Annotated in this window: 15 protein-coding genes; 9 read left to right on the forward strand and 6 right to left on the reverse strand. The window is 65.8% G+C overall.

Translation table 11 applies throughout. The annotated features are described in order from the left end of the window. Positions 1-135 precede the first annotated feature (135 nt). Positions 136-1,695 (reverse strand): Cdc6/Cdc18 family protein, encoded by a 1,560-nt coding sequence (locus NO878_RS09875; RefSeq protein ID WP_379823462.1) that lies wholly within the window; start codon positions 1,693-1,695, stop codon positions 136-138. A 697-nt stretch (positions 1,696-2,392) separates the two neighbouring features. Between NO878_RS09875 and NO878_RS09880 the strand changes: the two genes are divergently transcribed. From NO878_RS09880 to NO878_RS09895, 4 genes are all read left to right on the forward strand, one after another. Next, positions 2,393-3,034, forward strand: coding sequence for an Era-like GTP-binding protein (locus tag NO878_RS09880; RefSeq protein ID WP_256405821.1), 642 nt, complete (start codon positions 2,393-2,395; stop codon positions 3,032-3,034). A gap of 6 nt (positions 3,035-3,040) precedes the next feature. Continuing rightward, positions 3,041-3,427, forward strand: coding sequence for a DUF2073 domain-containing protein (locus NO878_RS09885; protein ID WP_256405822.1), 387 nt, complete (start codon positions 3,041-3,043; stop codon positions 3,425-3,427). Beyond that, positions 3,427-4,089 carry an OapC/ArvC family zinc-ribbon domain-containing protein gene (locus NO878_RS09890; protein ID WP_256405823.1) on the forward strand — a complete coding sequence of 221 codons (663 nt, stop codon included), beginning with the start codon at positions 3,427-3,429 and terminating at the stop codon, positions 4,087-4,089. The genes NO878_RS09885 and NO878_RS09890 overlap by 1 nt, the downstream gene beginning before the upstream one ends. A 371-nt stretch (positions 4,090-4,460) precedes the next feature. Then, positions 4,461-5,261, forward strand: a complete 801-nt coding sequence (locus tag NO878_RS09895; RefSeq protein ID WP_256405824.1) for a DUF7089 family protein — start codon at positions 4,461-4,463, stop codon at positions 5,259-5,261. Positions 5,262-5,265: 4 nt separating this feature from the next. On the opposite strand, the gene NO878_RS09900 is transcribed toward NO878_RS09895, so the two are convergent. Further along, positions 5,266-5,850: a DUF7090 family protein gene (locus NO878_RS09900; RefSeq protein ID WP_256405825.1), complete on the reverse strand. Its 585-nt coding sequence runs from the start codon at positions 5,848-5,850 to the stop codon at positions 5,266-5,268. Positions 5,851-5,902: 52 nt separating this feature from the next. Then, entirely contained in the window at positions 5,903-6,358 is a 456-nt protein-coding gene (locus tag NO878_RS09905) for a DUF2391 family protein (protein WP_256405826.1), read from the reverse strand. A 140-nt stretch (positions 6,359-6,498) separates the two neighbouring features. On the opposite strand from NO878_RS09905, the gene NO878_RS09910 reads away from it, so the two are divergent. Next, positions 6,499-7,500, forward strand: a complete 1,002-nt coding sequence (locus NO878_RS09910) for an AI-2E family transporter (protein ID WP_256405827.1) — start codon at positions 6,499-6,501, stop codon at positions 7,498-7,500. Between the two features lie 69 nt (positions 7,501-7,569). Here the strand turns inward: NO878_RS09910 and NO878_RS09915 are convergent, their stop codons facing one another. Continuing rightward, complete coding sequence (locus NO878_RS09915; protein WP_256405828.1) at positions 7,570-8,352, reverse strand: sulfurtransferase; 783 nt, start codon at positions 8,350-8,352, stop codon at positions 7,570-7,572. Between the two features lie 230 nt (positions 8,353-8,582). On the opposite strand from NO878_RS09915, the gene NO878_RS09920 reads away from it, so the two are divergent. Continuing rightward, complete coding sequence (locus tag NO878_RS09920; RefSeq protein ID WP_256405829.1) at positions 8,583-9,452, forward strand: sulfurtransferase; 870 nt, start codon at positions 8,583-8,585, stop codon at positions 9,450-9,452. A gap of 206 nt (positions 9,453-9,658) precedes the next feature. Further along, entirely contained in the window at positions 9,659-10,264 is a 606-nt protein-coding gene (locus NO878_RS09925) for a transcription antitermination protein (RefSeq protein WP_256405830.1), read from the forward strand. A gap of 74 nt (positions 10,265-10,338) precedes the next feature. Here the strand turns inward: NO878_RS09925 and NO878_RS09930 are convergent, their stop codons facing one another. After that, positions 10,339-10,602: a DUF7553 family protein gene (locus NO878_RS09930; RefSeq protein WP_256405831.1), complete on the reverse strand. Its 264-nt coding sequence runs from the start codon at positions 10,600-10,602 to the stop codon at positions 10,339-10,341. 176 nt (positions 10,603-10,778) lie between these two features. On the opposite strand from NO878_RS09930, the gene NO878_RS09935 reads away from it, so the two are divergent. Further along, positions 10,779-11,045: a hypothetical protein gene (locus NO878_RS09935; RefSeq protein WP_256405832.1), complete on the forward strand. Its 267-nt coding sequence runs from the start codon at positions 10,779-10,781 to the stop codon at positions 11,043-11,045. Here the strand turns inward: NO878_RS09935 and NO878_RS09940 are convergent, their stop codons facing one another. Next, complete coding sequence (locus NO878_RS09940; RefSeq protein WP_256405833.1) at positions 11,046-11,687, reverse strand: hypothetical protein; 642 nt, start codon at positions 11,685-11,687, stop codon at positions 11,046-11,048. It abuts the gene before it with no gap. A 263-nt stretch (positions 11,688-11,950) separates the two neighbouring features. Between NO878_RS09940 and uvrB the strand changes: the two genes are divergently transcribed. Then, positions 11,951-14,011, forward strand: coding sequence for an excinuclease ABC subunit UvrB (uvrB, locus tag NO878_RS09945; protein ID WP_256405834.1), 2,061 nt, complete (start codon positions 11,951-11,953; stop codon positions 14,009-14,011). The last annotated feature ends 83 nt before the right edge of the window (positions 14,012-14,094 follow it).

The following is a 14,094-nucleotide window of genomic DNA, read 5'->3' on the forward strand; positions in this document are numbered from 1 at the left end:
GGGAGCGCGTAAGGAAGCGCCCGGAACGCAGTGCGTGAGGGTGGCGTGTCGTCGGAGGGCATCGTCGGCGTTGTGACCACGGAGATGGTAGTAGTGTCGGTGCGTCGCTGGGTGGACAGCCGGCGGTCACCGGCCTCAGTTGTCGAACCGGGCTTGTACGAACGGCTGGGCGTTCTCGATGTCGCCGAGTCGGGAATCGGAGAGCAACACCGCCTCGGTCTCCTCGACCGGCACCGAGAGGCTGATCTCCTTTGTCCGCCCGTAACGGCCCTTGCTTACCACGACGGCGTTGACGATGCCGAGCATGTCGAGTTCCGAGATGAGGTCGGTGACGCGTCGCTGGGTGAGTACGTCGGCGTCGATCTCCTCACAGAGTCGCTTGTAGATGTTGTAGACCTCGCCCGTGTTGATGTTGTGGACACCATTCTTTTCGAGGAGGATGATCGCAAATAGAACGATCTTCGACTGCGTAGGGAGGGTTCGCACCACCTCGATGACCCGGTCGAGTTCGATCTTGTCTTGGGCCTGCCGGACGTGTCGCTCCTCGACGGTGTCTGCCTGCCCGCGTTCGGCGAGTTCGCCGGCCGTCCGGAGCAAGTCGAGGGCGCGGCGGGCGTCGCCGTGTTCCTGGGCCGCGAACGCCGCACAGAGAGGGATGACGTCCTCGGTGAGCGAGTCGTCCACGAAGGCCACATCGGCACGGTGTTGGAGGATGTCCCGCAACTGGTTGGCGTCGTAGGGCGGGAAGACGATTTCCTCCTCCCCGAGGCTCGACTTGACGCGGGGATCGAGAAAGTCGGTGAACTTCAGGTCGTTCGAGATGCCCATAATCGAGATGCGGGAGTTGTCGAGTTCGGAGTTCATCCGCGAGAGGTTATAGAGCGTGTCATCGCCCGACTTCTCGACGAGCTTGTCGATTTCGTCGAGCATGATGACGACGACGCGCTCGTGGTAGTCGACCGCCTCGAAGAAGGAACTGTATACGCGATCCGTCGGCCAGCCCGTCATCGGGACGGACGCCATCCCCTCGCGGTCCGCTTCGAGCGCCTCGATCCGCTCGTCGATCCCGTCGACGGAGTCGAAACGAGTGTCCCCGAGCGTGCCGTCGCCGTCGACGACCGCCGACCGCAGCGCCGCGAGGTCGTCGAGTCGTCCGTCGATGACGTCCCGATTTTTCTCGATGAACTTGTTGGCGAGCTGTGCCAGCACGCGATACTGCGTGTCGGTCACCTCGCAGTTGATATACTCGACCTCGCAGGGAACGTCGTATTTCTGGGAGGTCGACTCGAGTTCCTTGCTGACGAACTTCGCGCTCGCGGTCTTACCCGTCCCGGTCTTTCCGTAGATGAGGATGTTCGAGGGCGTGTCCCCGCGCAGCGCCGAGACGAGGATGGTCGCCATCTGGTTGATCTGCTCGTTCCGGTGCGGGAGTTCGTGTGGCGTGTACGACGGGCGGAGCACCTCCTTGTTCTCGAAGATCGGCTCCCCGGAGAGGAGGTCGTCGAACAATCCCTGGTTTTCGTCTGCGTCCTCGCCCTCGTCGTCGAGAACGTCGTCGATGTCGACATCGCCGGAGATGTCGGTCGCCCGGTCGCGGGCGGGCGCATCTAGGTCACGCTCTTCGGCGTCGATATCGGGGCGCTCGTCGGAAGGTGAGTCGTTCGCGTCCATTCGGTGTAACCCCGCCGTTTCCACTGGAAGACGCGCCGAGACGGGAGTGATTCCGCTTCCTGTGTCCTCCCGGCGCGTCCAAATGATCCAGAGGAAATAGAGGAACAGACGGTAGAAAAACCTTCCCCCTGAGCGCTCCAAACAGTCACGACGACACAAACGCCCGTTCACGGATCGCTACGGGTGGTTTAGGCGGTTCTTGTCTGTGTCGACACGCCAGTCAGGTGAACACGAACCGGCTGGTTCGCCGGCGCCCCCCACCCCTTCGTTTCAGGTGGAACGTGCAGAGAGGGGGTGGGGGGTGAGAGTCGGGTCTAGATCAAAGAGCAAGCTATAATAACAAAGACAAGAAACGGTACCCGTATTGCAATAGCACACCTGTTTTCAACGGGGAGTTGTGTGGATTCTAGGGATCGCCCCCGCTTCGTGTCACTGCTCCGTCACCGCCGAGGCTGCGTGGGTCGCGGGGTGGACCGTCTCCACCCGAAACGAAGGGGTGGGGGGGAAGCCCAGCTCCCGTCCCAGTCTCGTGTGGGTGGGCGACGGCCTGCCGGTCCGTCGCATCGGCGAACGGCCTCTCTCCGTCCGCGTTCGGCCGTCGTACGCCGCCCGCTACTGACAGGTCGGTTATGGTTGTCTGACGCACACTTAAGTGAACGCGGCGACCTTCATCCCGCATACGCCCTCTCGCGGCGGTAGACGGGAGGTGCGGGAGGATAGGATGGGACTGCTCACAGGACTCAGAGACAGCATATCACGCGTTACGGAACGACTGTTCTCGGCGAGTGATCCCAAGCGCATCGGGATCTACGGCCCGCCCAACGCCGGGAAGACAACGCTCGCGAACCGGATCGCACGCGACTGGACGGGGGACGCCGTCGGCCCGGAGAGCCACGTCCCTCACGAAACCCGGCGGGCACGCCGGAAAGAGAACGTCGAAATCGAACGGAACGGCAGCACCGTCACCATCGACATCGTCGACACCCCTGGTGTCACGACGAAGGTCGACTACAAGGAGTTTCTCGAACACGACATCGACGAGGAGGACGCGGTCCGTCGCTCCCGCGAGGCGACCGAGGGGGTCGCGGAGGCGATGCACTGGCTCCGCGAGGACGTCGACGGCGTTATCTACGTCCTCGATAGCACCGAGGACCCGTTCACGCAGGTAAATACGATGCTCATCGGGATCATCGAGAGTCAGGATCTCCCGGTGCTCATCCTCGCGAACAAGACGGACCTCGAGGGATCGAACATCAAGCAGATCGAGAACGCCTTCCCGCAGCACCAGACAATCCCACTTTCGGCGCTGGAAGGCGACAACATGGACGAAGTGTACGACATGATCGCGGAGTACTTCGGGTGACGGACCATGCCTGAAGCAACTCCACCCGACGTCGACGGCGTCCAGATCGACCTCATCAGCGGCGCGCGAATGGAGAATCTCACGGGGATGGAGAAGATTCGGCTCATCCTCGACGGCGTCCGCGAGGGCAACATCGTCATCCTCGAGGAAGGCCTCTCCCCCGACGAGGAGTCGAAACTCATCGAGGTGACGATGACCGAGATCAGCCCCGACGAGTTCAACGGGATCGAAATCGAGACTTACCCCCGCTCCGAGACTGCGGATCGGAGCTTCCTCGACCGTCTGATGGGGCGCGAGTCGACGAAGAAACTCACCGTCATCGGACCGGCGAACCAGATCCAGACGCTCCACAAGGACGAGAACCTCATCAGTGCGCTCGTCTCACGTAAGTAATGCCCCACCAGTGTACGAACTGTGAACGGGTGTTCGCGGACGGATCCAAGGAGATGCTCTCCGGCTGTCCCGACTGCGGCGGGAACAAGTTCCAGTTCAAACCCGACTCGGCGACCGAGACGCCGACGCTCGGCGACGACTCGGGAGGTGGCGACGACGCCGAAACGACACCCGACCCGTCCGCCGACGCGACGTCGTCCCCGACGAGGGAATCGACACCCCGGACGCCCTCCGCCGACGCGGCGGCCGCAGGCGACCCCGACCCCACGCCAACTCCGGAGCCGTCCACCGCGGCGGACGCCACCCCCGGCGACGACGTCATCGAGGCCGAGTCCGACCCGAGCGTCCTCACCGAGGACACCGCCCAGGCGGACGCTCGGAGCGACGTGGTTTCGGCCGACGAACTCGACGACGCCGCCTCCCCCCCACCGTCGGCCGACGACGCCGCCCGCGCCGTCCCGCCGACCTCCGACGAGTCGCCGGGCATCGATGATCTCCGGGCGGAGCTCAACGACCAGTTCGAGAGCATCAAGATCCTCGAACCCGGACAGTACGAACTCAATCTGATGGAACTGTACGACCGCCAGGAGTGTATCATCTCCCTCCAAGAGGACGGCCACTACGTCATCGAGGTGGCCGACACCTGGCGCGACGACGCGTGACCGTTCCGCCGGATTCATACACTCCCGTTCCATTCTCTCCACAGCAACGCTGTTGTCCCTCCCCTTGCGTCACCGTTTCACCCTCCCCCTGCGTCACCGTTTCACACCCCTTCGTTTCACTTGCAGTACATCCTTTCTCCCGGTTCGGCGCGCGTTACGGGAGTGATTAGCGTGGAATAGAAATAGGGGTAGTACGTGGGTGAATCGCCGACGATACTCCGGCTGTCGGTGCGCGACGCCGAAGACTACAACGTTTATGCGGGACCGCGACCACCCACCGGTATGAGTCAGGCAAGCAAGATCGTGGTGGCGACGGTCGGCGTATCGGCGATCATCGCAGCGGTTCTCGTCGTCGGCACCCTGCTCGGGTGATGTTCGAGCGCCGGGCGCTCCCCGACCACCTCGCGGCCGTCCGCGAGCGACACGCCAAGGATTCGATTGTGCTCGATGTCGACACCGACTTCGAGACGCTGCCGCCGGCGACCGCGGAGGATCTCGGGTTGCTGGTCGACGCTCTCGATCCCGCGACGTATCCCGAGTCGTGGGTCCCCGCGGACGCGCCCCGCCCGCTCCATCGGTACGCGGGTTCCGATTTCACCGTCGGCCTTCCGGGCGACGGGACGGTGATGTGGACCCGTCAGACCGTCCCGCCGACCGTCCTCGTGAAAGCCCGGGCGACGGGGACACCCGACGCCTTCCTCGACTTTCTGCTCGCGGAAGCGTTCGTCCAGATCGGCCTCGACGCCCCCGAGTCGTTTCTTCCCTTCTTCGGGGAGGCGTATCCCGACCTCGACGTGGCGATCCCGCTCGGCCCGGCAGCAGTCTACCAGATCGCGGCGGCCCTCTACGAGGGGTGGCTTGGCCTCCGGACCCGACAGATCTTCGCCGAGTGGGAGGACGACCACCCCCGTCTCCACGAGGCGTGGGCCGACGCCGGCGACAGCCTCCGGGACCGCGTCGCGGATCTCCCCGGAGCGGTCGCCCGCGGCGAGACGGAGTTTGCCGACGCGACGGAACTCGCCTGCTCGGCGATCAAACACGGACTGGATCTGCCCGCGCCCTTCGCCGCCCTCGATACGACGGCCTACGTGGACTACGGCCCCGAGTACGCCGTCCGGTGGGCGTCGACGACGTTCGAGAAACTGGCCGAGGATCAGGACACCGTCGACTGAGCCGTCAGGTGTCGAACGTCGCGGTGACGTCGCCGTCGATACCCAAATCGAGGACGCCGTCGAACAGTTCGCGGAACCGGTTCAGCGTCGCCTCGTCGTGGACCTCCTTCGAGAGGTGGAACAGTCCGACAGCGTCGTACTCCGCCAGCAGGTCGAGGAGCGCTCGGGTCGCCTCGTACACTCGGTCCTCGTCCGCGTAGTACGCCATCTCGGTGAGTGAGTCGACGCTCACCCGTCGTTTCCCGCCGTGACTCTCGAGAAACGCTTCCGTCTTGGCGACGACGCCGTCGAGGTCATCGGGCGAGGCGACGTAGTGGACACGCTCTGACGGGCGCCGGGAGTAGCCCCGCTCGACGGAGAGTGTGTCCAGGATGTCCGCGCGGGACTCGTCGACGTCGTAGTGTTCGAGTTTCTGTTCGACTTCGCGGGCGGTGGTCCGGGTCGAGACGACGAGGAAGTTGTCGGTGTCGGTCTTCAGAAAGTCGGTGTCGATCCGGTCGGTCTCGCCGATGCTCGGGTGCAATAGGAGGACTCCCGTCCCGCCGGGAACTGTCTCCGGCGCGCCGTCGATGGCGAGCGTGTAATCCATACCCGTCTCTCCGACCGAACAGACTTAAGACTGCGGGTGAGCGACGGCCCGGTCAGAACAGCGAATCGGCCGTCGCGGCGCCGATGACGCTGAACACCGCGCCGACGCTGACTGCCTTGAGCGTCACCTCGATGGTCTCGACCGCGACGCCGAAGCCGCCGACGCCGACCGTCGTCCCCGTCCCGCCGTCGAGGAAGGTTCCCGGGGCCCCGAACGCCAGTGCCAGGACGAGCACCGAACAGTACGAGACGAGGACGAGCGAGACGAATCGGAGCGGCACGCCGCCCACCTCGGACTCGCTGTCCGGGTCGCGGTCGTCGGCCTTGTAGAGTGTCCCGTACCCGATTCCGAGGACGATACCGACGGTCGCCAGCGCCTGCACCCACGTCATGTCGGCGGCCAGGGTCCACACCTCCTCCGTGACGACGAACGGTCCCGCGAGCAGAAAGCCACCGACGATCTGTTGGGCGGTGTCCGCCAGTTTGAACCGTCGAGTCGCGCCGACCATACCGTTCTCTCACCTGCCGATCATAAAGGCGCGGTGTTTCGGTGGTCGCGGGCGCCGCCGACTCTACGACACCCGAACAGACCTCTCCGGTGACCGACGCCTGGGAAACGACTTTGCCCGCGCCCGCCGCAGGTGACGCCGTGACTCGCCAACGTCGATACGTCCTGGGTGGGCTTCTGGCCGTCCTCGCTCTCCTCGCCGGCGCCCTCCTCGCGGACGTCCTCGCGACGGTCTTTTTCGCCATCACCGTCGCCTACCTCCTCTTTCCCCTCCGCGAGGAGCTGACCCGGCGGGGACTCTCGCTGTGGCGAGCCAGCTTCCTCACGACGCTTCTCGCCGCCCTCGCCGTGCTCGTTCTCGCCGCCCCGCTGGTGTTGGTGGTCGTCGCGCGAGTCGACGCCATCGTCGCCTTCCTCGCGTCCCTTCCGCCGACGCTCTCTGTGGAACTCTACGGCTACTCGGCGAGTGTCACCCTCTCACAGGCCCGAACGATGGTCGTCTCGTTCGGCCGACAGCTCGCCCGCTCCTTTGCCGTCGTCGCTCCTGTCCTCGCGCTCAAGCTGACGGTGTTCGGGATGGTCCTCTTTGCCCTCCTCTCTCGCCCGGCAGACTCCCACCGGGGGAGCCTCGCGGTCGTTCCCGCCGGCTATCGGGACGTGGTTCAGGCGCTGAGCCGACGGACCCGAGCCACGCTCTTTGGCATCTACGTCCTGCAGGCGGCGACGGCTGCGGGCACCTTCGCCGTCGCGCTCGTGCTCTTTTTCGTGCTCGGCTACCCCTACTTCCTCACCCTCGCCGTGCTCGCCGCCATTCTACAGTTTCTCCCGGTGATCGGTCCGTCGATCCTGATCGCGGTCCTCGCCGTTGCCCATCTGGCGGCCGGCGACCCCACCCGGGCGATGCTGGTGTTCACCGTCGGATTGCTCTTCGTGGCCTGGCTTCCCGACGTGGTGATCCGCCCCCGGCTGTCGCGGGAGACGGCCGATCTGCCCGGGAGCCTCTATTTCGTCGGGTTCGTCGGCGGCCTCCTGACGGTCGGTACCGTCGGGGTCATCGCCGGGCCGCTCGTCGTCGGCCTCGTCGTCGAGACGGCCGAACTCCTCTCGGCGGAGCTCAACGACGTCGGCGTCTCGGAGGAGTGACTCGTCACTCGGTCTCGCCGTCTTCACGGCTCGCGTCCGCTCGTCGTTCGGTACGGGGTCTCGTTACAGTCACTCGACCTCGCTCCCCTCCAGCGGCCCGCCCCGCTGGGTCCACTCCGTGAGGCTCCCCTCGTAGAAGTCGACCTGCTCGTACCCCAACTGGTTGAGGACGACGTACGTGTGACTGATGCGCCGGGCGGTGTTGCAGTAGAGGACGATCCGTCGGTCCGGCGTGATTCCCCGGTCGGCCAGCAGCGACTCCAGTTCGGCGCGGGGCTTCAGCCCGCGGCTCTCCTCGTCGACGAGTTCCCGCCAATCGAGTTGCACCGCGCCCGGGAGATGCCCCTCCGCGTACTCCCACTCCTCGCGCGTGTCGACGATGACGGCCTCGGTGTCGAGTGCCGCCTGCACCGCCTCGAAGTCCACCAGCGGCGAGGAGTCCGGCTCCCGCACCTCGTAGCTCGATGGCGACACCTCGGTGGCGTCCGTCGTCGTCTCGTACTCCCGGTTCCACGCGCTGAAGTCGCCGTCGAGTAGGTGGCACTTCCGGTGGCCGTACAGTAATGCCGTCACCACGAACCGGGCGGCGAAGACACCGTGTTCGTCGTCGTACGCGACCAGTCGGTCGTCCGTGCCGAGTCCCGCTTCCGTCATCAACGCCGTCCAGTGTTCCGCCCCGGGGAGCATCCCCTCGTCACCCGCCTCACTCCGAAACCGGTCGAAGGGGATGTTGACCGCGCCGGGCACGTGACCGATGCCATCGAACTCCCAGGCGTCGCGCACGTCGACCACGCACACCTCGTCGCGGTGGGCCGCGAGCCACTCCGACGAGACGACGATGTCCTCGTTCATACCTGCCGATACAGGCCCGCTGGATTTAGTGACGGCGCTTCGGCGCCGTCCCACACCGAGACAATATTTGCCGCTTTTGTCCGCACCCTGCGCCCGTCAGTCGGAACTGGCGGCGTCCTGCCGCGTTCGGTCACGGTGGATGTCGCAATATTTTCCGGTTCAGTGGAGGAATGGCCGCCTCTGCCGTCAGTGTGGGGATTATAGGGGAGGGTGCCGTATCGACTGTTGCTATGTCAGACTCAGCGTACGCGAAAGACGTTCTGGTGTCGGCGGACTGGGTGGAAGACCACCTGGACGACTTCCAGAGCGACGACTCGGACCATCGGCTCGTGGAGGTCGACGTGGACACCGAGGCCTACGACGAGGGCCACGCGCCCGGCGCCATCGGATTCAACTGGGAGACGCAGCTTCAGGACCAGACGACCCGCGACATTCTCTCGAAGGAGGACTTCGAGGACCTGCTGGGGAGTCACGGCATCTCCGCGGACTCCACCGTCGTGCTGTACGGTGACAACTCCAACTGGTTTGCGGCCTACACCTACTGGCAGTTCAAGTACTACGGCCACGACGACGTCCGCCTGATGGACGGGGGCCGCGACTACTGGCTCGAACACGACTATCCGCTGACCGAGGAGACTCCCGAGTTCTCCGCGGTCGACTACGAGGCCGCCGGCCCGCGCGAGAGCATCCGTGCCTACCGCGAGGACGTCGAGAACGCCATCGAGCGCAGTCTACCGCTCGTGGACGTCCGAAGCCCCGAGGAGTTCAGTGGCGAGATTCTCGCGCCCCCGGGACTGCAGGAAACCGCCCAGCGTGGCGGCCACATCCCCGGAGCACGAAACATCTCGTGGGCTGCCGTCACGAACGACGATGGCACGTTCAAGACCCAAGAGGAGATTCAGGAGCTCTACGCCGAGGAAGGTATCGACGGCGAGGGGACGACCGTCGCCTACTGCCGGATCGGCGAGCGATCCTCGGTCGCCTGGTTCGCGCTCCACGAACTCCTCGGCTACGAGGACACCATCAACTACGACGGCTCCTGGACCGAGTGGGGCAACCTCGTTGGCGCCCCGGTCGAGAAAGGCGAGGCCGACGACTAGTCGGTCTCGAATCGAGCGGGGAGGAACGACCCGTGAGAAAGGCGAGGCCGACGACTAGTCGGTCTCGAATCGAGCGGGGCCGCGTGATCACTCTCACGTTTTTTTGACCGCCGACCCGCCGAGCACTCGCGACAGCGGTCGCCGCCGAACTCGGGAGCCGAGCCGCTGGCGATGCATACAAACCGGGGCCTCTCGTACCGCGCTTCATGGACGGCACGACACTCGTCGAGACGCTGACCGACGACTTGGAGACGGAGCTTTCGCGGCTCGGATCCTCGAAGTGGCTGTACGCACTGACGGACGGAGAGATGACCGGCTCGGCGGTTCGCACCGCGGCGGCGGCGGACGCGGCGGCGGCGGCCGAGTGCTTCGAGGCGTGGGCGGCCGACGCCGACGGCGGGACCCCGGACGTCTTCACAGCCCTCGCGGACACGGCCACCGACCGGGCCGAAACCGCCGACGCCGACCCTACCGACCGCCGGACCTACGAAACTCTCGGGGACTTCGAGGATTCCGTCGCCCGCCTCGGCGGTGCCCTCGGGCACTCGCTCGTCCTCGACCGGACCGTCGGACAGATGGTCGGCTTCTTCGTCGGCGACGCAGACCCCTCGACGGCTGGCACCTTTCGTGACCTCCGGGACGACGCCGATGCCGACCGCGACCGGATCGTCGCGGCTCTCGACGACCGCTGTGACTCGGAGGACGACTGGGACCACGCCGCCGACGCCGCGACGGCCGTCGTCGAGGCGACCTACGACGACTACGTCGAAACGCTGGAGTCGATGGGCGTCAAGCCGAAAAACGTCTGCTGAGCCGACGCAGCGTCTCGATTTCTGGAGTAATCTCCACCCGAAGCGAAGGGGTTCGGGACACACTCACACCCCGGCTACACGCCGTCGAGTGTCTCGCGGTAAGCGGTGATCGCATCCATCGCCGCCTCGATCCGTGCCCCCACGTCCTCGCCCGTCGCGGCGTTGACCTCTCGCAGCGTGTTCTCGTGTCGGGCGAGGCGGCCGTGGTCGGTTCCACGCTCTGCCAGTTCCGCGAACGCCTCGGCCTGGTCCGCGAGACGCTCGCGTTCCTCGCCGTTGGCCGCCTCGGCCGCGGCCTCCAGTTCCTCGCTCGCCCGTTCGAGTTGTTCGTGGGCCATACGAGAGGCGTACTCCGTCCGGGGTTCAAATCCTTTCGGACCCGTCGCGTTGCCGGTGCCCCGACGTCACGCCGTCGTGCGCCGGCGTCTGCCGTCGATAGAGGAGAGAGACACCGACTACGCCCACAAGGTCAGCTAGCACAACACATACCACGCCACCGACACGTACTCCGCGCATGTCGATACTCGAAACGGTCGGCAAACTTCTAATCGCCGTCGGCGTCGTCGTCGCCGTCGCCGGACCCGTAGTGGTGGCCTTCGGGTGGACTGTGGCGGCTGGCCTCCGATTTCTCTGGGGTGGCGCACTCTACGCCGTCGCCGGTCTGGTCCTTCTCCCGCGGCTCTATGAACCCATCTCGCTGTCGGGATTCGACTCGCGGCCCAACCGAGTTCCCTGGCTCTCCTTTATTCTCCTCGTGTTCGGCACCGCCGTCCTCCCGTGATCACCGGATCGAGACTCCGGCGAACAGTCCGACGACGCCCCCGACGATGGCCGTCAGGAGCAGGAACACGCCGAGGCTTCCGGCATCGACCCCGCCCGCTTGGGGGAGCGCCGACAGGACCACCGAGCCGCCGACGAGGAGGGTGGCAACCACCCCGAGGTAGGTGCCGGCGGACTCTGACTCCGCGCTCACGTCCCGATCAGCCACCGTCGCCGTCGAATCGCCCTCCGTGATCACCTGCCCCGTCGACGTCGCGTCGACGCCCGCCGCGGACGCTACCTCCCCAAGCACCAGCCGCCGGAGCAACGCTCCCGCAGCGGAGCGCTCGGCGCCCCACCAGAGTCCGACGAGGACGACGACTCCCACCGCCGCGAGGACCGACCCGTCCTCGTCGTCATCCGCGTCCCCGAGCGCCTCCGTCATCGACCACGCGGAGATACCCGTGACGAGCGAAAGTAGGCGCACCGCCCCGACGAGCAGCGATAGCCCCCCTTCGGGCGACGCGAGCGTCAGGGTGAAGAAGACGACACCGGCGGCAACCGCGAGCCGTCTGACCCGTTTTCGAATCGCGCCGATCTGCCCTTCCTGCCGCCAACGGTCCACCGGAACGTACTCTCTGGCGTCGACTGCTATCTCGCTCATCCTCGCCCCCGGCACCCGTCGTGTTTGCCCCCGACGAATCGCCGGCGACTCTCGCCCGTGCCGTCCATACGGCTCGGTTAGTGACCCACGCGAATATGCGTTCGGCCCCAGCTACGCCCGTCTCTGCCCCGTCGGTCGTCAGTCCCCGCCAGCCGAAGTCGAATCCTCGGCCGGCGTGACCGGAGCGACGACCTCTCCGCTAGTACGCCGAAACCGAGCCAAGCGAATCCGTCAAGTCTATCGAGCGACCAGTGTCTGGTACCGTGAGCGACGCGAACTCCGGTCCGCTCCAGCCGGACCGGCCCGACGCCGACCGACCCTTCCGGGTCGACGCACCCTTCGACCCCGCGGGCGACCAGCCCGACGCTATCGAGGAACTCGTCGCCGGCTACGAGGCCGGCATGGACGAACAGACGCTTCTCGGTGTGACGGGGTCGGGCAAGACCAACACCGTCTCGTGGGTGACCGAAGCGCTCCAGCAGCCGACACTCGTCATCGCCCACAACAAGACGCTGGCCGCACAGCTCTACGAGGAGTTTCGGAACCTCTTCCCCGACAACGCCGTCGAATACTTCGTCTCCTACTACGACTACTACCAGCCCGAGGCCTACGTCGAGCAGACTGACACCTTCATCGACAAGGACGCCTCGATCAACGACGAAATCGACCGCCTGCGCCACTCCGCGACCCGGTCGTTGCTCACCCGGAACGACGTCATCGTCGTCGCGTCGGTGTCGGCCATCTACGGGCTGGGCGACCCCGCGAACTACGTCGACATGGCCATGCGACTGGAGGCGGGACAGGAACTCGGCCGCGACGACCTGCTGGCCCGCCTGGTCGACCTCAACTACGACCGCAACGACGTGGACTTCACCCAGGGCACCTTCCGGGTCCGTGGCGACACCGTCGAGGTGTTCCCGATGTACGGCCGCTACGCCCTCCGGGTGGAGTTCTGGGGCGACGAGATCGACCGCCTGACGAAACTCGACCCGCTGGAAGGCGAGGTAAAGAGCCGGGAACCCGCCGCCTTGATCCACCCGGCCGAACACTACTCCATCCCCGAGCAACGCCTCGAGGACGCCATCGAGGAGATCGAGGCGCTGATGGAAGACCGGGTGGCGTACTTCGAGCGCCAGGGCGACCTCGTCGCCGCCCAGCGGATCGAAGAGCGCACCACCTTCGATATCGAGATGCTCCGCGAGACGGGCTACTGTTCGGGCATCGAGAACTACTCCGTCCACCTCTCGGATCGCGACTCCGGCGAGGCGCCCTACACCCTCCTCGATTACTTCCCCGACGACTTCCTCACCGTCATCGACGAGTCCCACCAGACCCTCCCACAGATCAAAGGCCAGTACGAGGGCGACAAATCGCGCAAGGACTCGCTGGTCGAGAACGGCTTTCGTCTCCCAACCGCCTACGACAACCGCCCACTCACCTTCGACGAGTTCGTCGAGAAGACCAGCCGCACTCTCTATGTCTCGGCAACGCCCGGCGACTACGAGCGCGAACACTCCGAGCAGGTGGTCGAACAGATCGTTCGACCCACGTATCTGGTCGACCCCGCAGTCGAGGTTGCCGACGCCACCGGTCAGGTCGAGGACCTCATGGACCGCATCGACGAACGGATCGACCGCGACGAACGCGTCCTCGTCACGACGCTCACCAAGCGCATGGCCGAGGATCTCACCGAATACCTCTCAGAGGGTGGAGTGGCGGTCGAGTATATGCACGACGAGACGGACACCCTGGAGCGCCACGAACTCATCCGAGGGCTTCGCCTCGGCGAGTTCGATGTCCTCGTCGGCATCAACCTCCTCCGAGAGGGCCTCGACATCCCCGAGGTGTCGCTGGTGGCCATCCTCGACGCCGACCAGGAGGGCTTTCTCCGCTCGGAGACCACGCTCGTCCAGACGATGGGGCGGGCGGCCCGCAACGTCAACGGCGAGGTGGTGTTGTACGCCGACGAGGTCACCGACGCCATGGAATCGGCCATCGACGAGACCCGCCGCCGCCGCCGTATCCAGCGCGAATTCAACGAGGAGCACGGCCACGACCCGACGACCATCGAGAAGGCAGTCGGCGAGACCAACCTGCCGGGAAGCGAGACGGACACCTCGGGTGTGACGGGCGACGCCCCCGACACCGACGCGGAGGCCCGCGCCCGAATCGAGGCGCTCGAAGACCGGATGGCGACCGCCGCCGACAACTTGGAGTTCGAACTCGCCGCGGACATCCGCGACCGTATCCGCGAACTCCGCGCCGAGTTCGAGTTCGACGACGCCGACGACGGCGTCGCCCCCGAGGTCGACTCCGAGTTCTGATCTCGGGCCGTCCTCCAGCCATTGGTGTGACTCCCGTGTCGGCGTCGGCTGCCGCCGCTACCCTTTTGGACGCGCCGCTCCCA

Source organism: Haloplanus ruber (genome assembly GCF_024494725.1).
Lineage (GTDB): Archaea > Halobacteriota > Halobacteria > Halobacteriales > Haloferacaceae > Haloplanus > Haloplanus ruber.

Bases quoted from the DNA above. Each gene is read 5' to 3' on its own strand.
- NO878_RS09930 (WP_256405831.1), bottom strand. From the start codon at position 10,602: ATGGCCCACGAACAACTCGAACGGGCGAGCGAGGAACTGGAGGCCGCG.
- NO878_RS09925 (WP_256405830.1), top strand. From the start codon at position 9,659: ATGGACGGCACGACACTCGTCGAGACGCTGACCGACGACTTGGAGACG.
- NO878_RS09890 (WP_256405823.1), top strand. From the start codon at position 3,427: ATGCCCCACCAGTGTACGAACTGTGAACGGGTGTTCGCGGACGGATCC.
- NO878_RS09935 (WP_256405832.1), top strand. From the start codon at position 10,779: ATGTCGATACTCGAAACGGTCGGCAAACTTCTAATCGCCGTCGGCGTC.
- NO878_RS09900 (WP_256405825.1), bottom strand. From the start codon at position 5,850: ATGGATTACACGCTCGCCATCGACGGCGCGCCGGAGACAGTTCCCGGC.
- NO878_RS09920 (WP_256405829.1), top strand. From the start codon at position 8,583: ATGTCAGACTCAGCGTACGCGAAAGACGTTCTGGTGTCGGCGGACTGG.
- NO878_RS09885 (WP_256405822.1), top strand. From the start codon at position 3,041: ATGCCTGAAGCAACTCCACCCGACGTCGACGGCGTCCAGATCGACCTC.
- NO878_RS09895 (WP_256405824.1), top strand. From the start codon at position 4,461: ATGTTCGAGCGCCGGGCGCTCCCCGACCACCTCGCGGCCGTCCGCGAG.
- NO878_RS09940 (WP_256405833.1), bottom strand. From the start codon at position 11,687: ATGAGCGAGATAGCAGTCGACGCCAGAGAGTACGTTCCGGTGGACCGT.
- NO878_RS09880 (WP_256405821.1), top strand. From the start codon at position 2,393: ATGGGACTGCTCACAGGACTCAGAGACAGCATATCACGCGTTACGGAA.
- NO878_RS09915 (WP_256405828.1), bottom strand. From the start codon at position 8,352: ATGAACGAGGACATCGTCGTCTCGTCGGAGTGGCTCGCGGCCCACCGC.
- NO878_RS09905 (WP_256405826.1), bottom strand. From the start codon at position 6,358: ATGGTCGGCGCGACTCGACGGTTCAAACTGGCGGACACCGCCCAACAG.